Source organism: Bacillus sp. FJAT-27445, assembly GCF_001510665.1.
Lineage (GTDB): Bacteria > Bacillota > Bacilli > Bacillales > Cytobacillaceae > Bacillus_D.
In genome coordinates this window covers 501,129-520,947 of the sequence record NZ_LMTI01000003.1, presented here as the reverse complement: position 1 = coordinate 520,947, position 19,819 = coordinate 501,129, and the positions used below count along the sequence as shown (strand labels likewise).

14 protein-coding genes, 3 pseudogenes and 1 riboswitch are annotated in these 19,819 nt (G+C 42.9%); of the genes and pseudogenes, 6 read left to right on the top strand and 11 right to left on the bottom strand.

The genetic code is table 11. From position 1 onward, the window contains the following. A pseudogene (locus AR337_RS10900) lies at positions 1-483 on the bottom strand (Na+/H+ antiporter NhaC); the annotation flags it as partial. Positions 484-1,023: 540 nt separating this feature from the next. Between AR337_RS10900 and AR337_RS10890 the strand changes: the two are divergent. Further along, on the top strand, positions 1,024-2,166 hold the full coding sequence (locus AR337_RS10890) for a PP2C family protein-serine/threonine phosphatase (RefSeq protein ID WP_059172026.1): 1,143 nt from the start codon (positions 1,024-1,026) through the stop codon (positions 2,164-2,166). Positions 2,167-2,273: 107 nt separating this feature from the next. Here the strand turns inward: AR337_RS10890 and AR337_RS10885 are convergent, their stop codons facing one another. The 7 genes from AR337_RS10885 to AR337_RS10850 form a co-directional block, all read right to left on the bottom strand. Continuing rightward, positions 2,274-3,089 carry a protein-glutamate O-methyltransferase CheR gene (locus tag AR337_RS10885; protein WP_059172025.1) on the bottom strand — a complete coding sequence of 272 codons (816 nt, stop codon included), beginning with the start codon at positions 3,087-3,089 and terminating at the stop codon, positions 2,274-2,276. Positions 3,090-3,101: 12 nt separating this feature from the next. Continuing rightward, positions 3,102-5,924, bottom strand: coding sequence for an ATP-binding protein (locus AR337_RS10880; protein ID WP_059172238.1), 2,823 nt, complete (start codon positions 5,922-5,924; stop codon positions 3,102-3,104). Positions 5,925-6,156: 232 nt separating this feature from the next. Next, a complete protein-coding gene (locus tag AR337_RS10875; RefSeq protein WP_059172024.1) occupies positions 6,157-6,513 on the bottom strand; it encodes an STAS/SEC14 domain-containing protein in 357 nt (118 codons plus the stop codon). A 549-nt stretch (positions 6,514-7,062) separates the two neighbouring features. Further along, positions 7,063-8,889, bottom strand: coding sequence for an APC family permease (locus tag AR337_RS10865; protein WP_059172022.1), 1,827 nt, complete (start codon positions 8,887-8,889; stop codon positions 7,063-7,065). A gap of 117 nt (positions 8,890-9,006) precedes the next feature. Continuing rightward, positions 9,007-9,140: riboswitch (cyclic di-AMP (ydaO/yuaA leader) on the bottom strand. A 184-nt stretch (positions 9,141-9,324) separates the two neighbouring features. Next, positions 9,325-10,080, bottom strand: a complete 756-nt coding sequence (locus tag AR337_RS10860) for a hypothetical protein (protein ID WP_059172021.1) — start codon at positions 10,078-10,080, stop codon at positions 9,325-9,327. 115 nt (positions 10,081-10,195) lie between these two features. Continuing rightward, positions 10,196-10,534 carry a YmaF family protein gene (locus tag AR337_RS10855; RefSeq protein ID WP_059172020.1) on the bottom strand — a complete coding sequence of 113 codons (339 nt, stop codon included), beginning with the start codon at positions 10,532-10,534 and terminating at the stop codon, positions 10,196-10,198. A gap of 93 nt (positions 10,535-10,627) precedes the next feature. After that, positions 10,628-11,137 (bottom strand): GNAT family N-acetyltransferase, encoded by a 510-nt coding sequence (locus tag AR337_RS10850; protein WP_059172019.1) that lies wholly within the window; start codon positions 11,135-11,137, stop codon positions 10,628-10,630. Between the two features lie 98 nt (positions 11,138-11,235). Between AR337_RS10850 and AR337_RS10845 the strand changes: the two genes are divergently transcribed. Then, positions 11,236-12,063: a sulfurtransferase gene (locus AR337_RS10845; RefSeq protein WP_059172018.1), complete on the top strand. Its 828-nt coding sequence runs from the start codon at positions 11,236-11,238 to the stop codon at positions 12,061-12,063. Between the two features lie 106 nt (positions 12,064-12,169). Here AR337_RS10845 and AR337_RS23510 read toward each other — a convergent pair whose 3' ends face one another. Continuing rightward, entirely contained in the window at positions 12,170-12,703 is a 534-nt protein-coding gene (locus tag AR337_RS23510) for a CueP family metal-binding protein (RefSeq protein ID WP_172797538.1), read from the bottom strand. A gap of 848 nt (positions 12,704-13,551) precedes the next feature. On the opposite strand from AR337_RS23510, the pseudogene AR337_RS23745 reads away from it, so the two are divergent. The 3 genes and pseudogenes from AR337_RS23745 to AR337_RS10820 all read left to right on the top strand — a co-directional run. Then, positions 13,552-13,827 (top strand): annotated as a pseudogene (locus tag AR337_RS23745) (lytic transglycosylase domain-containing protein); the annotation flags it as partial. Positions 13,828-14,116: 289 nt separating this feature from the next. After that, positions 14,117-14,437: a YbjQ family protein gene (locus tag AR337_RS10825; protein WP_059172014.1), complete on the top strand. Its 321-nt coding sequence runs from the start codon at positions 14,117-14,119 to the stop codon at positions 14,435-14,437. After that, complete coding sequence (locus tag AR337_RS10820) at positions 14,437-14,664, top strand: hypothetical protein (protein ID WP_059172013.1); 228 nt, start codon at positions 14,437-14,439, stop codon at positions 14,662-14,664. Before AR337_RS10825 ends, AR337_RS10820 begins: the two co-directional genes overlap by 1 nt. Positions 14,665-14,761: 97 nt before the next feature. Here AR337_RS10820 and AR337_RS10815 read toward each other — a convergent pair. Both AR337_RS10815 and AR337_RS10810 read right to left on the bottom strand, forming a co-directional pair. Further along, positions 14,762-15,653: pseudogene (locus AR337_RS10815) on the bottom strand (VOC family protein). A 459-nt stretch (positions 15,654-16,112) separates the two neighbouring features. Beyond that, complete coding sequence (locus tag AR337_RS10810; RefSeq protein WP_059172012.1) at positions 16,113-16,940, bottom strand: hypothetical protein; 828 nt, start codon at positions 16,938-16,940, stop codon at positions 16,113-16,115. A 1,267-nt stretch (positions 16,941-18,207) separates the two neighbouring features. Here AR337_RS10810 and AR337_RS10805 point away from each other — a divergent pair. Next, entirely contained in the window at positions 18,208-18,738 is a 531-nt protein-coding gene (locus AR337_RS10805) for a hypothetical protein (protein WP_059172011.1), read from the top strand. Positions 18,739-19,819 lie beyond the last annotated feature (1,081 nt).

Sequence of the window (19,819 nt, the reverse complement as noted above, 5' to 3'; positions counted from 1 at the left end):
AAACCCCCCCCCCCCCGCCGTAATGGCGGGCGAAATCCCGAGCGCGGTGCTCGCTCCGACAAATGCCACTCCAAGGGTTGCGGCCGTTGTCAGGGAACTGCCGATGCTTAAGCCGATGATTGAGGTAACGGCAAAGACGATTGCATAATAAAATTTACCCGAAACGAGATCAATGGCGAGGTAGATGAATGTTGGAATCGTTCCACTAGCCATCCAGCTGCTGATCAGCATGCCAATAAAAAAGAAAATCATTGCCGCGGCAATTCCCGACTTTGCCCCTTCCGCCATCGCCGCTTCCAAATCCTTGAAACTAACTTTCTTGAAAGTCCCGTAACAGAGTAAAAGGGCAATCCCGGAAATGATTCCAATTTGCGGGACGACTTCCATCCCAATGATCATGTAGCCGACCATCCCCATTAATAGCAGCGTAATGATAGCGGCCTCTATCGGTTTAATAGCAAGTTCTTTCTGTCCCTGTAGCATAAAACTCCTCCAATGATGTACCAAATCTCTGTTGCTGAAAAAAAATTCAGGTGATTCTGGGGGATGGATGAACCCATCTCTTCTCATGAAGCATTTCTCTTCACACCAAATAACCTTCCGTCATTAGGGACGAAAAGGCTCCCTAGTACCACCCTAGTTGGAAAGGCTTCCCTGCCCTCTTTAAAAAAACCTGTCCAATCGAGGCAGCTGTATTTCGTAATTGCCACTGCCCCACTAGTCGGTATCACTTTTCTGCAAATTGCAATCCTACTAAAACTGCAGGCATTCTATTTTACTGTTCTACACAAACGCTTTTAAGCACTAAAGCAATTCTACAAAACTACTATACCTACCTTTTCCCTTGCTGTCAAAAAGAAAAAAGTACCATAATAGAAGAAAAGATAGGTGACCTGGCGCCTTATATAAAAAAACTTTTGAGAGATTGATGCGGCAGGGTTTCCATTTGCTCAAATAGGGTATTGTATAAGGATATGATTAAAGAGAGAAATTTAGTGGTGGAGTAGCCGAAGGGGTAATACGATGGCGATTTTAATAGTTGATGATAATCAGGTGAATTTGTTTTTGATTGAGAAGATATTAAAACGGGCAGGGTACGAAAATTACCTGTCCTTTTCATCGGCGCGCGAGATGTTCGATTACTTGCAAATTGATAGCCCGCATCCCGTGGAGCGCCCGGCTGATTTGATTTTGATGGATATTATGATGCCGGAAATCGACGGGATTGTCGCTTGCCGGAAACTCCAGGAGACACCGCATACGAGGGATATCCCGGTGATTTTCGTAACGGCGCTTGAGGATTCCAATAAGGTGGCCGAGGCCCTGGATGTTGGCGGAATGGATTATGTCATGAAGCCAATCAACAAGACCGAACTGCTGGCGCGGATCCGTGTTGTACTCCGGCTAAAATACGAGAAGGATTGGCATAAGAAGCAGGATGAAAAGATCCGAAACGAACTGGAACTGTCCATGCAGGTGCAGACAAGCTTGTTGAGTGAGCCGGTGAATGACCCTCATCTTACCATCAGGGCATCGTACCTTCCGGCGAATACGCTCGCGGGTGATTTGTATTACTGGCATAAAATTGATGAAAACCGACATGCGGTCATTTTGTTGGATATGATGGGGCATGGGATATCGGCTTCGCTTGTATGTATGTTCATTTCATCCGTGCTGCGTGACTCGATTCGCGTCAATCCTGATCCGGAGCATGTCATCCGTGAACTGAACCGCTGGATGAACTCTCTGAACAGCCGGAACCAGCAAATCCCGTATTATTTTACCGCTGTATATTCTGTCATTGATACAGGAAACAAAACGATTGAATATGTGAACGCCGGCCATCCTTCCGGCTATGCACTCATTGATGGCCATCATCTTGCCGAACTTGCCTCGGCTACATGCGCGGTTGGCTTTTTCAATTCAATAACTATTGAGAAAAAAATCCTTACATACAATGAGTCCGCCCAACTCCTTCTGTTTACGGACGGCGTACCAGAAACAGCAGAAAAGTACGGCCTGGATGGAATGGACTATTTGAAAAAAGCAGCGGCGGCGGAATGGCCGGATCTGGCCGAACGTGACCCAATCGACATCCTTCTTTCAAAGGAGCAGCAGAAGGCCGCGGATGATGATATGTGTGTCGTTCTGATAAAGGCGACATAGTGAATTGCCACGAAACAGGGCCCTGGATGAAAATCCGGGCCTTTTTGTTGGCCAAAAATCCCTCCAACAAAAAACACCGCCTTCAAAGAAAGCGGTGTGACCTCCAGCTATTTAAGCATTTTTCGGTAAATTTTTTCTGATGAGTCGAACTCAACGAAATGCGGGTGGGCTTCACTCCGGATGGCTTCCTTACTGCCAAGCCCGAGAAACCCTCCTTGGCTGAGGCTTGCGTCAACGAGGCTTAGCACATGGTTCTGCAAATCCTGGTTGAAATAAATAAGAACATTCCTGCAGATCACGATGTGAAATTCGTTAAACGATCCGTCCGTTACCAGGTTGTGCTGGGCGAAGATGATTTTTTCCCGAAGCAACGGGTCCAGTGTCGCAAAGTGGCTGTCTGCCGTGTAGTATTCTGAAAAGGAACGCATCCCGCCGGCCTGCAGATAATTTTTCGTATAGTCCTGCATTTTTGACAGGGGAATTACCCCCTTTTCCGCGGCACGGAGGACTTTTTCACTCATGTCGGTCGCATAGATTTTCACCTTGCCGCCAAGCCCTTCTTCTTCAAGCAATATGGCCATCGAGTAGGCTTCCTCGCCTGTCGAGCAGCCGGCGTGCCAAATCCGGATTTCCGGCAACCCCTTCAAATGGGGCACAACATTCCGGCGAAACGAAGCAAAAAAGCTTGGGTCGCGGAACATTTCCGTAACGTTGATCGAAAAGTCGTCTAGCATCTTCTTTAGGAGTGTTTCGTCCTCGATTACCCTCTCTGTCAGCCGCGAGATGCCGGGTAGCTGTTCCAGCCTGAGCCGGTTTTGGACCCGGCGCATAATCGATGAACTCATGTACTGCCGGAAATCGTAGCCGGACAGCCTGTATATCGCCAGCAGCAATAATTCCAATTCAAGTTCTTCCTTTTGCAAAAGAATCCTCCTCTATCTGGCGAGCCAGACCCTCATCGCTGAAAATAGCTGATCGATTTTTAATGGCTTGCTGATATAATCCGAGGCGCCCGCTTCCAGGCATTTCTCTTTATCGCCTTTCATTGCTTTGGCAGTCAGGGCGATAATCGGGATGTTGCCGTAACGGTCCATTTCCCTAATTTTCTGCATCGTTTCATAGCCGTCCATGATAGGCATCATTATATCCATTAGGACGATGTCAACATTGTCGGTCCTATTGAGGATATCAAGGCATTCCATCCCATTTTCGGCCGATATAACGTTCATGCCTTCCTTGGCAAGCGCCTTTTCTAGTGCATAAATATTGCGGTGGTCGTCATCGGCTACTACGACCGTTTTACCACGCAGGTTACTAAATGGAACAGATTGTTTTTCATCCTGGCGCCCGGATGCCACAGAATCAGAGACATTTCCAGCCGCTAATGCTGCAGCCCCGGCAGCCACCTCAACACTCGCGGCCTCAACTGGATCCGGGGTAAACTGGCCTTCATTACCCCTAACGGCTTCTTCAATCGCCTGTCCTGTTTCAATAGTCTTCACCGCATCCGCAATCCCATTTGGAAGGCTCGGAATCATAAGGGTAAACGTGCTCCCCTTGCCTTCTTCACTCTCAACAGTTACCTTTCCCCCAAGCAGCCGGGCAAATTCGCTGGAAATCGATAAGCCAAGGCCGGTTCCACCATACTTCCGCATTGTCGCACCGTCTACTTGCTGGAATGCCTCAAAAATAAGCTGCTGATTGTCCTTCGCAATCCCAATTCCGGTATCACTAACGGATATCTTCAGCCATGTATCCGAAACGGGCTCAGCTGGTATCTCACTTGGTTCGGCCATTTTAATGCTGGCGATGACAGCACCGGATTCAGTAAACTTAAATGCATTTGACAGAAGGTTTTTGACAATTTGCTGCAGCCGCTGTTCATCCGTATAGAAAAGGTCCGGCAAATCGTCTTCAATATCGACCATGAAGCCGATTCCCTTCCTGACTGCATGATGGGAGAAGAGATGCTCGAGCCTTCCCCCGAAATCAGCAATATTCACACCATCAAACATAACTTCGAGCTTGCCGACCTCAACTTTGGAGAGGTCGAGGATATCGTTAATAAGATTAAGCAAGTCCTGGCCGGAAGTATGGATGACCTTTGCAAACTCCTTCTGTTCATCCGTGAGGTTTTCGTCAGGGCCTTCACCCATCATTTCTGATAGAAGTAAAATGCTGTTAAGCGGTGTTCGCAGTTCATGCGACATATTCGCCAGGAATTCCGATTTGTATTTTGAGCTAAGCTGCAGCTCTTTCGCTATTACTTCGAGTTCCTCTTTGGCCTTAAGCAGATCGGCGGATTTAATTTCCGCATCTTTCGTACGCTCCTCAAGCTGCTCGTTAATCATGCGCAGTTCCTCAGCCTGGGTTTGTAATTCTTCAGACTGTGCCTGCAACTCTTCTGACTGGGATTGAAGCTCCTCAGCCTGTGCCTGTGATTCGAGGAGAAGCCGTTCAATTTCCATCCTCCCCAAAATATTGGTTACAGCCATCCCAAGCGTTTCGAACACCTTGTCGGCAAGCATTCTTTCCGCCGGAGTAAATGGCTTAAGTGAAGCAAGCTCGATAACCGCGACTGTTTCGTCTTTTACTAGAATTGGGGCAATTAGGAGGCTTTTCGGTTTCATCGTGCCAAGCCCCGTTGAAATCGGTGTATAGTCCTCAGGAACCGATTCAATATAAATCGCTTCTTTCTTCAACGCACACTGGCCGGCCAGCCCTTCACGGAGCGCAATATCCGTACGTCCTGGAGAACCGCCTCCGTCCGCGTAAGAACCTACTTTTTTTAACGACTGCTTGTCCATAAGGTAAAAAGCCCCGATGCTTGCGCCTACCGAAGGAACAAGTTGTGCCATTAGCTGCTCGGCGAGCCCTTCAACTTCCGTACTTTTATGATAAAGATTAATCAGTTCAGCGGATTGAGTCTTCACCCAATTTTGCTCGGAAATCTCCGCGGTAAATTCTCTTTCCTTCCTATAAAAGGTCTCGAGCGATACAGCCATTGAGTTGAAGGCAGCTGCAATATGGCCAATTTCGTCATGCGATTCCACATTCATCCTAGGTATTTCGGCGAGATTATTGTAATCAATTGTTTTAATTCCTTCCGTTACCGAATCCAACCGCCTGCTGGTGCTACGGATTACCCAGAGGGTAACCGCTGAAATGAGGATAGCCGCGCTAATAACCGAAATAAACAATGCTGTCATCAATTGGTCATATGACTTGTTCGCACTTTTAAGCGACTGTTTCATAAGGCCTTCCTGGTATACCTTAAATTCATTGACCTTTTGAACCAGAACCCCCTTTTCCCCCTCTGAACCGTAATAGATACTCCGCAGCTCGGCAGGTTCTGCTCCTGCCTCCAGGCCGGCAATCAACTGTTTCTCGGTAAATAGATAGTCATTGTATGCCGCATCTATTTCCTTCAGTAAAATTTTTGCCTTTTGTTTTTTCAGAATCCCATCAAGCTTTAAAATCGATTCCTGGACAATCTTTTGATTCGACTGAAGCAAAGGGATAAGGCTTTCGGTATCAGGCCTGTTCCCTTCCTGAATCGCATTCACAAGTTCCCGATCCGTCAAGAGGACAGCCTGGCGAATTTGCATTGCGTCATTCACCTTCTCATACCGATCCTCGACGATTGCGAGCATATTTGTCTTTATTTTCCCAGTCATCGATAAAATGAAAAATAAGAGGAGTATCATAAAAAAGAGCATCAATCCGAGCCCAATAAATTGTTTCTGCTTAAACGTCACAGCAATTCCCACTTTCCTTAAAACTTCCGTCTAGTATTCTATTTATTACTATAACAATAGTATATATGTTTTTCGAGAATTAAACGGGATTGCCAAGCATTACATAAAAAAAGAAGGATGCAAGGGTAATTAATGCTTCATTAGAGGAAAAATGCGCAGCTTTCAGTTAGGGCTATTCATAAAGAAGGAACAAAAAAAGCGGGCATTCCTGTGCCAGCCTTTTCCTTGCAGCCTATTCTTTTATCCACGCCCAGGCGGCCTCTTCTTCGCCTTTTGAAAAATGCTTCGCTTCAAGGCCGGGCAGGAATTTTCCTAGCTCCGTTACGGCTTCGAGCCACTTTAGGTCAGTTACAACGGCAAACTTCCTGAAGTGGCTCCACCGCTTCACATCGAACTTCATCCCATAGGCCAGCCCCATCAGCGTTGTCCCGTCCACCTCATGCATATTCGCAAATATATTAAACTCCCGGCCATCCCCGATCATCGTCCTGACGAATTGTTCCAGCTTTTCGGCGTCCTCCTTCGTTGCCGCTCCGCTGAATTCAACAGCGATTGTGGACTCATCCCTGCTTGGAATTATAGTAAGCATATCGAAGCCTCCCGCTAAAGGTATCTTATCTAGAATTCCCTGTGGAGCTGTCTTTGAAACTACCGTTTTTGGGTGGCGTGCTCCCGGCTTTATCAATTAATCGATATCCTAAAAAAATTAATCGATAAATGGCAATAATTGAACGATATATCCAAAAAATCAATCGATATAATTGCAGCCATGCCGCCATTAGCAAAAATAATAGCAGATGAACGCTTTATATTACTGTTTTCACAAGGAAGACCGGCTAATTTATTGAAAAGGCGGCCCCTTTTTACCAAAAGGACCGCTTAATGAAGACATTTTAGGTTCTTCACCACAAAAAGTGGTTTTAGCAAATATGTTGATTTGCGCTACAGGCACACGCTTTCCGCGGGGCGTCAGTGGAGCCTCCTCGGCGCTTGCGCCTGTGGGGTCTCCACCTTGCCGCTGCATCCCGCAGGAGTCAGTGCCCTCCGCTCGAATCAACATATAAGTTACGCATTTTAATCATAAACCAGCACTTATGGTGATGAACCACATTTTAATCAAATTGCCAGAATTTTTGTTCTACTTTTTCAAATGGTACGGAACGGTTGTGACGATGACGTCGCGCCGGTAGAGCAGGAAAGCCCTGATTAGGAAGCTGGATTGGTTATGAAGAATGTTGTGCCAGCCTTCCTTCGGGATGAACTGCGGGATGACAACTGTTACCCGGTAATTTGATTCCTTCGCTTTGTGCTCAATGATATCAACGAATTTTGTCAGCGGCTGGATGATGCTCCGGTATTGCGAGTGGAGCGTAACCAAACGAACATCTGGCTGCCACTTTTCCCATTTCTCCGCAAAGCGTTTTTCTTCCTCACGGTCAAAGGCAACGTAGACGGCAATGATTTGGTCGGCATTCAGCGATTTCGCATAGTTCAGCGAATTCTCGACTACATGTGTAACCCCTGCAACTGGGACAATCATGACATTGCCCTCAATTGGCGGCGCGGGCTCACAGGACGCAATCCGAAGCTGGTCACCCACGGCTTCATAATGCTTCTTAATCCGATGGAACAAAAAGATTATCGCTGGCAGGAACACCAGCACGGACCATACCTGTGAAAATTTCGTCAAAAAGAACATCAAGGACACTACAAATGAAATTGCAGCGCCAATAGCGTTAATGGCAAGCTTCATCTTCCATCCGGCCGGCTTTTCACGAAGCCATTTTACAATCATGCCGCTCTGTGAAAGGGTAAATGGAATGAAGACCCCGACCGCGTAGAGCGGAATCAAGCTTTCGGTGTGCCCTTTGAAAATTATAATTAGCATGATCGAGGCGACGCCAAGAGTAATAATCCCATTAGAGTAACCGAGCCTGTCCCCGCGGATTGTAAACATGCGCGGGATGAATTTGTCTTTTGCCAGGTTAACTGCAAGCAGCGGGAACGCTGAATATCCGGTATTCGCCGCCAAAACCAGAATGAGCGCAGTAGTGAACTGGATAAAGTAATACATGGCGTTACGCCCAAAGACGGATTCGGCGATTTGCGAAACGACGGTCTCTTTTTCATTTGGGGCTATGCCATAAAAATACGCCAGCATGATGATACCCGAAAACAGGATGGCCAGCAGCGTTCCCATAGCCGCCAATGTTTTCGCAGCGTTTTTCGGAGCCGGGGTCTTGAAGTTCGGAATGGCGTTCGAGATTGCTTCAACCCCGGTAAGCGCAGAACTCCCTGAGGCGAATGCCCTGAGCAGCAAGAACAAGGAAATACCTGCAACCGGAGTTCCTATCGGCGTATGAAGTTCCGCCGGAACCTGGCCGGTGAAAATATTGTATATACCTGTCCCTATTAGGATGAACAGGGCCACGACGAACAGATAGACCGGATATGCAAGGATCGAAGCCGATTCAGTCACGCCCCTAAGGTTCAGAGTAGTTATGAGCAGGACAAACAGGATGGCAATCAACACGTTATGCGAATGCAGTCCAGGAAATGCGGATGTTATCGCATCCGTCCCTGCTGACACGCTTACCGCCACCGTCAAAATATAATCGACCAGGAGCGAACCGCCGGCTACAAGGCCATAGTTCACTCCAAGATTTTCTTTTGAAACCACGTATGCCCCTCCGCCATGAGGATAGGCATAGATGATTTGGCGGTATGACAAAATCAAAGCGAGCAGGAGCACAAGGACGCCAACAGCAATCGGAATCGAGTACCAAAAGGCCGCCGCACCGATTGTGACAAGGACGAGCAGAATTTGTTCCGGACCGTAGGCAACCGACGACAGGGCGTCCGATGACAGGATGGCGAGCGCTTTTGTTTTGTTCAGCTTCTGCTCACCTAACTCATTGGATTTCAACGGCCTTCCGATCAAATACCGCTTAATTGAAGATTTCACTTATGTTCACCGCCTGATCTATAGATAGGATCTTTTTATAAAAAACACCACAAAAAAAATGCCGCAAGCCATCAAGGAATAGACTTGCCGACATTGGTGTCGTCGAGCAAGCTTCAACTTTCTTCCCAAAGACGCTTACGAGGTTAGCTGTCGGATTCGGGCCTGTGAGTAGCCCTACCTATAAAGGATTCACCCCTGGATATAACCAAGATTGGGTCCCCCGCACCAGTCGGTTTCAGCGATTCAGAAATTTGAAACTGCTACCTACTATACTCCTGCCATATGAGGTTGTAAAGATGCCAAATCTAAATTTCCATCAAGAAAATAATGGCTTTTTTGTAACACTTTTAAGGCGGCTAAATCGGTTGGGAAAATAGAAAACACCCTTTGGAAAGGGTGTACGAATTCAATCGTATTGAAATGCTCCGCTGCTTCCTAGTCCTTCTTTTCCAGCGATGAATCCATGATGAACAACTGCTTTACGGTTACTATAGTTTTTGCAGTCGGGTCGTTATCCGAATCAAACCACATTTTTACTTTATCTCCTGTTTTTAAAAAACTCTGCGGATTCCAACTTTTTTCAAATTTAATCGGGATTGCTGCGCCAACTTCTCCCTGTTCCTGTTTTTGAAAATAGAATTCTGCGTCTATCTCATTTTTCAAAAGGGGTACTGCCTCCTCATTTACAAATAACAGCTCGCTATCCATTACGATTACATAGCCATCCGTCCCGCAAGCCTTATCCTTCCCGGCGCTGCCTGTATAAAAAGAACGGAATTCCTCCGACCCTTCAGTCCTGTAACAGATTGCCACATCGCGAGCTTTGTTTTCCTCATTCCAAAACACGAAAATGATTTTGCCTGTCTTGCCAAACTGATGTGCTTCCCTACCGATAAGTGCAATTTCTTTCGGTCCCGTAATGTCCCACTGGCCTGTCCTGAATTGAAAAGCGGTAAAGGCATCCCCATCCATAACGCCATCAAAATTCGTTGGCTGATCTCCCCACAACTGAATTACTTCCTCCTTGTCCATCCCAAGGCGGATTCCTTCGCCTATTTCTTCCAGTTCATCACCCGCATTGCTGATGCTGGCATCACGACTACCACCGTCTTCCCCTGCCTCCAAGGTTAAAAATATACTTATGCATATTGTCAGTATTAAAAACCCTGCAGTTACAGCAGCGCTTCTCATCGAACCCCTCCAGTTTATCATCTACTAATTGGACGTTTCATGGCAGAAAAAGATTGCTTTTTTCAAAAGAAAAAGACAGCCTGTTTTTTTTATAAAAAACAAGCTGTCGTGTGCCCTATTTATTTCCCGGTGCTGGGTGGTCGACGCCCCTGACCCTGTGGCGGTGCCCATTGTTTTCGGTAGTGTAAAAATCGTAGTAGTGGACATGCATGCCATTGCCGACCGGAATCGCCGGCCCCGAGTATGCCTTGTACTGGTGGTGATGGCCGTCTTCGAAAACAACATACCCTTCAGTATAATGAATATGGTTCCCATCCTGCGACTGAATCGGAGGAGATGTCACGTCCAGGCACTGATGGACATGGCCGTCACTCACCCCTGTATAATCGACCGACCCGTGATTGTGGTTTGGCACAAACCCTGGCACAAAATCGTCTTTTCCCGCCATTCTCATACCCCCTAAAAACATTGTCCCTCTATACCTATTTTCAGAGGCCTGAGAGTATGACCAAGTCTTGAAGGCTGTTTTTCTTACAGGGATTGAAGTCTATTCCTTTTGGAAGCCGGCATAGATATGGTGGATTTTGTTGAAAATGAATGACTCCTTTTCAAGCATGAAACCAATCTTCTCAGCGACCCGGATTGACGGAAAATTTTTAGGGGCAATAATGCTGATCAGCCTGTTCAGCCCCTGTTGATAAAAACCGTATTCCTTGCTTCCAAGCGCTGCTTCAGTTGCGTATCCCTCTGACCAGTACTTCTTGTTGATGTGGTAGCCGATTTCGACCTCTTCCCTTCCGTCAACGGTTTGCTTCACAAGCCCGCAGTCGCCGATTATTTCGTTCGTATCCTTTAAACAAACCGCCCATAACCCAAAGCCGTCCGTCACGTATCTCAATTTGTTTCTCGCAATCCAGTTTTTCGTTTGCTCCATGCTGAAAGGCGCCGGGTAATGCTTCATTGTTTCCGGATCTGAAAATAGTTCATGGAGGAAAGGCAAATCCTCATCCAAATATTCTCGTATGTATAATCTCTCTGTCTCAAAAATAATCTTCATCCTGCATCCCCCAATTTTTATTTCATTGGTTTTTGCAAATCGTGTTAAACTTTGAGGTACCAGTGTTTTTTCATTTTAGCAAACAAGGGGGAATCGGTGTGAAGTATATCGTCGAAAAAGAATGGCTGTTAAAACATTTAAATGAAGAGGATGTTAGGGTAGTAGATTGCCGGTTTTCGCTCGCAAACTCTGAAAGGGGCGGGGCCGAGTATGAGGTAGCGCATATTCCGGGAGCTGTTTACTTTGACTTGGAAAAGGACCTTTCAGGAAATGTTACTGCCCATGGCGGAAGGCATCCACTGCCGCAGCTGGATGTGCTGATTGGTAAGCTTGAACAGGCTGGCATTTCCGAAAATACGACGATTGTCGCATACGATAACGGTGAGGGAGCCTTTGCCGCCCGCTTTTGGTGGCTCCTCTCCTATCTGGGCCACAAAAATGTGTATGTACTCAATGGCGGGTTCAAGGACTGGACCGAATCCAATTATCCGGTTTCGGCGGAAGTCCCTGTTTTCGATAGAGCTGATTTCCACCCCTCGATTAATGGGTCTCTGTTGGCTAATATGGAAGAAGTCAAAGCCATCTCCCTGGGCCAAACCGAAAACGCCGTCCTAATTGATTCACGCGAAGAAAAACGGTATCAGGGCATCGAGGAACCGATTGATAAAAAGAAGGGCCATATCCCGGGAGCCATCAACAAGCCTTGGATGATAGGGCTCCACGAAGGCCATTACAAGCCGATTGACGAACAGAAAGTGAGATTTGCAGACGTTGAACCTGAAAAGCAGGTTGTTGTCTATTGCGGCTCCGGTGTCACAGCAGTCCCGAACTTCCTGGCATTAAAGGAAGCAGGCTATGAAAATGTAAAACTCTATGTGGGCAGCTTCAGTGATTGGATTTCGTACGAGGAGAATGAGATTGAATAAATTTTAGGATGCAGCTTCAGACTGCTTACCTATGAAAAGCCAGAATCCTGTCAGAATACAAAGAGGCTCCAAAGCATTGTCCAAGCTTTTGGAGCCTCTGTTAGATTTACATTAGTTGCATTGTTGTAATGCAGGTAGGGTCGTTTTCAAAAGTGGAAAGTTCCGCTTCAACTGTTTTCCCGCTGTACTCAATTTTCACATTGTACGTCTGATTCCGCGGCAGCCACAAATCGATAAAGCCGTTCTTCAGGGACTTCACGGTTTCATCAAGCACTACATTGCCTTTTTCGTCTTCGATGTATACGTCAAAATCTTCACTTGCAAATTCGCCTTGACAACCTGTCAAGTTGTGGTTTGTTCAAGGATGGGTAGTGTTGACGTATGGCGCAATCGAAACAAAAAACTCGTCGTTCGGCAGGTCGTAGACTTTTTCGCTCCCGCCATTTTTGACAAAAAGCTGGCTGGACGTAATTGAGGCTGACTCCGCCTGCAAACCGCCTGTACTGTAACCCTGCACCATTTCCTTGATGTCCATGCCTTCAGGTTCTTTTGATGCATTGCCTTGTTTTGCGCTTTCCCCGCTGCAAGCGGATAGTAAAACCGCAGCAAATAAAGCAACCAATAAAAATTTAAATTTCACCCGGCATACACCTCCTTACTTGTGCTATAACAATTATATCATTCAAGATCAACTTTGTTACTTTATTCACAATATCTACACCTATTCATTATTTAGGGAAACCTCAGCTCTTTGTAAAAGAAACGACATAACTCCGGTAATTTGCCCTAGTATCAAAACGTTACAATGAATCTAGGAAACTAAAACAAATACAAGTGCAACACAATCCGAAAGAGGAATTCACCTTGAATAAGAATTTTGTGGCGTTGGGGAAAATACTACTAACTATTCTGAAGAACTGGGTTTGGCCTATTTTTCGGCAAGTCCTAATTTTCATAGGATTTCTATCTATTATGGTCTTTTTAGCCGGAAAAATAAATTGGGCACCCGCTGAAGACTGGGCCATTGACAAACTAACCCATCTGGAGCCTTCCGGCAAACAGGGCTACCTTCCATTTCAAGGGAAGGTCAGTATCACTGATACTAAGGAATATAAAAAAGAAAAGTACCTGATATTTAAAACGAATATTAAAAATTCCGTGCATTTGGTGGCTTCAAGGGCTGGGTTTAAAAACAATGAGGCTAAGAATAATTTTACGAGCATCAAAAATGAGGCATTCAATAAAAGCAAATTCAAGGATCTTCCTTTAGAAGTAATGGATGATAAGGAAAAGGAACAAAAGGCAGCCCTCACAGACTGGACTATCATTAAGGAAAACCTGAAGGACGGGTTCAGTGCGTTAGAGGATATGCTGACAGTCAGAATCCTAACCGAAGACGGTACACCAATGATTGTCAAGGTCGTCGATGACATTCCAATCGTTATCGAATTTGATCCGTCGGATAAAGTTTTGAGATGGGGAAAGGAAATCCAGTCTGCCTCGGAAAAATATGGTTTAGACCCCGCTTTGGTTGCCGCTGTGATTGAGCAGGAATCTGGTGGCAACCCGGACGTTCAAAGTTCGGCCGGCGCGATCGGCCTGATGCAGCTCATGCCGAACACAGCCCGCGGATTGAAGGTTGATCCTTACAATCCCGCGGAGAACATTGACGGGGGCGCAAAGTATTTGGCTATCCAGCTTAATCGCTTTGGCAATCTTGAATTGGCCTTGGCCGCCTACAATGCCGGTCCTGGAAACGTCCTCAACTCAAGATTTTTATATATATCCGAGACCCAGAACTATATTCGTAGCGTACCTGCGCTGATAACTAAATATGAACGTAAATTTTCAGATGCAGGCCAGACCTCTAAAACTTCCAAGTAAGTATAAACAGTATTACAGCGTGTATACTTCCAACAAGCTAGTTTCTTTTGTAAAATAAGGAAAAGAGAATTATAGTTCTACACTCCTTCTGGCTGCGGTAATCCATTCTTTGAGTAGCTGTAAAGGAAAATCCTTTTTTTAAGCGAATTAATAAGATGAGGTGATAAAGATGATAGTTGTAACAACGGAAAAAATCGAAGGGTATCAGGTAAAGGAAATTAAAGGTCCTGCTTTTGGGCTGATTGTACGAAGCAGAGGATTGGGCGGCGACATTATGGCCGGGCTGAAGGGGCTTGTCGGCGGTGAAATTAAGCAGTATACAGCCATGCTTGAAGACTCAAGGAAGGAAGCAATGGACCGAATGATCCGGAACGCCACCGAAATGGGGGCCAACGCCATCATCATGATGCGATTCGATTCTGGAGAAATTGGGCAAAACATGAGCGAAATCGTCGCCTATGGCACTGCGGCTGTCGTGGAGAAGATTTAATGGGCTGGGTAGTCGCCGGGGTTTACTTCCTGCAATTTCTTGGCGCCATTGTCTGCATCCTCCTTGGCTATTTCATTTATGACAAGCGGTACAAGAAAAACCAGGGGGCAAAAGTCCCAGTAGGATTCATAGCAACGGACGAAATCAATGTGGACCCCGTGACCGGAGAAAAGACGAAGGTGTACTACAACCCTGAAACAGGCGAACGATTTTACAGGAAGATTTAATGTTTCGTAAAATAGAGATGCCCCGGTAACGATAACCGGAGCATCTTTTTTTGTGAGCCCTGCTGTCATCTCAAATCTGCCGTAGACCCCATTCTAATTATCCCTTGTATGCTTCTTCTAATTTCTCTAGATCGAATTTGTTCATTTTTAAAAATGCATTCGTTACCCGGGCAAGCTGCTCAGGAGTTCCCTTACTCATCATCTCATTCATATTGCTCGGTATAACCTGCCAGGATAAGCCATACTTATCCTTCAGCCAGCCGCATTCCTCTGCTTCAGGAACTGCCGAGAGCCTTTCCCAGTAATAATCAATCTCTTCTTGTGTGTCGCAGTAAACAATAAATGAGATTGCCTCATTAAAACCGAATTTGTGCTCATGCGCGCTATCCATTGCGGTAAACCACTGACTTTCAAGCATGAATTCAGAGAACATGATTGATCCTTCTATATCTGGTTCCATGCCTGCAGGGTAACGGGCGATGAGACCCTGCTTTGCGTTCTTAAATACTGATAGATAAAAATTAATCGCCGACAAACAAAAGTGATGGTATTATCGCAGGCCGCTCTTCTCCTTCTGGATTGGTAAGGATTAACTGCCAGGACAAACCAAACTTATCCTGAATCCAGCCATACCACTCACTAAACGGATACTTATCAAGTGGCATTAACGCTGTGCCGCCTTCGGATAATTTGTTCCAAACGTCTGTTAATTTCTCTTTCGCATCTTTATCTCGCGATGGATCAAAATTCACGAAAAAAGACACCGACGGATTGATTTTGAAGTATGGCCCTGCACTAATTGCCATGAACTCCTGTCCCCAAAGCTCAAAAGAAACTAGATCAGCGTCTCCTGATGGTGTGTCGTGGATTGTTCTCACATTCGTAATTTTCGAATCCGGGAATATGGAAGCGTAAAACTCCGCAGCTTCTTTTGCCTCGTTGTCATACCATAAATGCGGAACAATTTTTTGATTTGTTTTTGACGACATCGAAATTCCTCCTTAATTTTGATACAACAAAAACACCGCCAAATTCCGGGTGTAAAGAAAATTGGGTAGCATTAAAATTTATTTTACCATCTTCATTCTGTTTTAATTTCTTATCGTTTGCTGATTAGCCTATTCTCATTTAATTAAGCATTCTGCAGACTTAGCTTTATAAGAAATTCAACAAAAGGTCCCTTAAACCTTCCTTGAAATCCCCTAAAATTGAGAAATCCACATAAAAAAGTCCTTCAAGATTATATCTTAAAGGACTAACCGAATTTATAAAAATTCCAAACAATTGATACAAAAACTATAATTTATCAAACTGTAAATTTTCATAATCCTCCGGAATTGTGACCTTATTACGAATATATTTTTTTACATTTATTTTTCATAATTATCCGGAATAAGCTAATATAAATATGAATTAAGACTGGATTTTTCATAATTAGACGGAAAAATTTATTTACTTTTCTTACGTTGAATATACATTGGAGGTACTTCTCCTTTTGGTCCGGAATGTATTATTTTTTCATCCCAATAATTCAGCACCCCAGGGGCATAATGTTGAGCTAACTTCCTTAGCAACGATTCCCTTTGATTTTTCAATCCATAAATGTCTACACTAATTATTATGACAAAACAATATACCGTCACTGCTACCAAGAAAGTGGTTAACGCAAATGGTATACTTCCTTCTGGTAATTTGTGAACGAAAAAATTATCATATATTGAATATAATACGAAGAAAATGGATATTAAAACTGTAAATTGCAATGCTTGATAAATAAGATGTATTAGTTCATGCCATAATCTAATGAATGTATTTGATGTCAGTGTTCTTTGAAACCATCGATACTCACCATATAACGAGTCAAAATTCTTCCAATATTCATGTTTGACCATAATGTTAAGGGAAAACAAATGCTTCCAAAATTCCTCCCATTCATTTAAACCACGCTTTTTCTTAAATTGAGAGTATAAGAACTGGTTCTTAATAATCCAATCTATAATAAACTTGTTTCCTAACTTATAAAGATTGGGATTTAAAGTGGAGTAGCTTTCATAGAAAAAATCTAATAGCTTCTCTCTCTTTTCACTATCCTCTTCTTCAATGATGCGTTTCAGGTGAAAATGCATGGGACCACATACTTCTTTTAAATTTATATCGACTTGTTGAAAAAAGCGATTTATTTTGCTGCTTCTTTGACCAGTTATATATCCCAAAGAAGCAGCAATTATAGCAACCGCAAGCGGTAAATATGAAATATATTCTTTAAAAAGATCCACTCCAATCCTACCCTTCTTTCGTTAACAAAGTAATCAGATTACATACCCTGGTATATTTATAGACGGCTATTCAAAATGCAAATTAAACAACATCTAAAAAGTCGTCAATTGTCATCTGCTCGAATTGATCAAAAATATTTTGACCCGTTTCTAGGAACCTGTCCGAAAGAAGATATCTTCGAACAATTTTTACTCTTTTCTCATCAACAGAAGCGAAAAAACAAATCTGTTCGTGAACTCTTATATTTACGCCCATTTTAACAATCTGGTCTATGATTTCTTTTATATAATTATGAACCCATCGTTTATTCTAGGCTCTACAGATACAGCTCCTTTTACAGCTATCCATGCTAAACCTCTTATATTCTTCTCTACAGGCCTACCTTTCTTCTACCTCTTACCTTTTTTTTAGGATCTACACCCAAACGTTTACACAATAGTCTTCCGTACCAAGAAGCTATTTCAATTCCTGTACTCACCGCTTCCTCCAGCAAAATTACCCTCGATGATTTTCTAAATTGATTTACCCCAAAAAACATTCATCCCTTTTAAATATGTCTATTTTGTTACATCTTCTTCTTCAACTTTTGGTCTCAAATACCAAAGTTCGAAACTTTTTTTTCAAATGATTGATATGCAATTACTTTCCTCTAAGTTCAAGGAGGAAGATAATTTTTTCCCCCTCTTTGGTGCTATATAAGGAGGGGTTTTTTATGGTTAAAATAGTATTCAATAGAAAAGTTCTGGGTATCCTTTTATTTATCCAGAGTAAGGATTTAACATTGAATCCTGGGGCAATTGATGTGTTGAGACAAATTATCTTTGGGAGCTAAGAGTTCCCCTCCCCACCTTAAAGCATATAATTGGTCCGTTCAGAAAGAAAGCCACTTTTAAGTGAGCGACTTAGCTATTGTTAATTACAGGTATATCAATATGTGCATTAAAAGATTCTTTATCTACCTTTCCATTATTTAAAGTCCTTCAACCATGAAGGATTTTTTTTACACATTATGAATCCAACATGAAAAAGACGATTACTTAGAATATAATAGTCTCTTAGATAGGTAGTTTTTTATAGTATCTTTGTATTACGCAGTAATTCAAATGATTATCAAACTTTCATAAATCTCGCAGTTCCATTAAAAACTGATGATCTTTTTACATCCTATGTTTAAAAACAGATCATTTCAAAAAAGCCAATTACTATAATTAACCCATCTGGAAAAGATCCGATATTAAAAACAGTAAATACCAGGAGGATATTTTTATGAAAATTGCGGTTCGAACTATAATTATTATAGGAATGTTATTCTTCGCCTTGAAAGGTATGATAGTAATTTTGACGTTTATCCCTCAAAATGTGTTGGTTGGGATTTTTGCATTATTAATATTATGTGCAGCACTAATAGCACTTACTAAATTATTATTATTTCGGTTAAAAAACCCACACTGGAAGTTAGCTTTACTCTCGTTTATAACAATTTTTCTTCCTTATGGTGGTGCAAATTTTATACTAATATTTTTGAAAGTAACCTTTAAAATGCCACAGCTCGCTGAAAATATTTATTTTTACCTTTTAATAACTATGGTCTTTAATTTTATTTTTTTATTTGTATTTCTTAAACAAGACACATTATTAGAATATTTCAAAGTAGCACTAATTGTTTCAATCTCGTTTTATACTATATTTTACCTTGATCCTCCAATGGAAATTAAAAAATTAGCAATGGGAGTGTTTGCTTCAAGTTTAATCACATTAGCAATAGTAGAGTGGGTTCTTCAAGCGAAAAGACAATAACTTTTTAAATCCTTCTAATTAATGTAATTTGGATTTGTTACACTGAGTCCTATTATGGTGTAACTGTTTTTAATCAAAGAAAGACGACCATCCAATACGCGATCGCCTCAGATGATATTAACGGTTTCGTTGTACTGCGCAATAAAAGGGGATGCTTTATTTGATTTCTTGGGTTATGTCGTCTCAGTTTTTAGCATACATAATCTGTTAAGATCGCAGGATGACAGCGTATTGATTCTTATTCGATCCACAATAAATGAAATGTTTTAGATTGATCCAGATTACTATACGCAATCTCCAATGTTTCTTCTGGAAGGACCTCCGTGTCGTTCAGTTGCTATGTTCCATTTGGTGAATTGATTCTCCGGATCAGGGTTGCTACTTCTTTTCTTCTTCCATTTGGTATTCCGTTTATTTGCAATACTACGTTCATTCTTTTGTTGTACTACTACATTCCATTTATCCTTAGACTTCCATGCAATTATAGTATTATCTGCAAATTCCAATCAAACTACCAATTCAATATTGGTTATCTCACCTTTATGTTGTTTTCAAATCTCGAATATATCATCTTTTCTTTTATCTCTTTGTCGAGGCACCTACAATTTACTTCACCATCCTTGTACAATCAAGGATTAACGGGTTTTGGGCAATATAATCAAATTATATTAGTGTTAGTAACTTAACTATTACTTAAAATCGAGGTGGTAGTATGTTGGTAACTATTTTGAATTGCTGATTATCCAATGCATCTACACTTGTCTCCATTACTGATAATAAATTTAGCAAATAATACATGGTTTGATTCAGTTACCAACTATCAACCTTTATTACAAAATATCGTACAGTGGTTTTGAAGAAGTTTAAATACTAACAAAATCTCTAATACCAGGTTCGTTATCTATTAGTGCATCTATACCTTGTGACTTTAACCACGCTTGCATCAATAAGGAATTCAACAATAAACCGTTAATCCTTTCTAGATTAAAGGACAGGTTTGTTTAAGTACATTTCAATCAACACACTGATACGCACCTTAAATTTTTTCTATTTCGCCAACTCTACTCCTAAAATATATAGG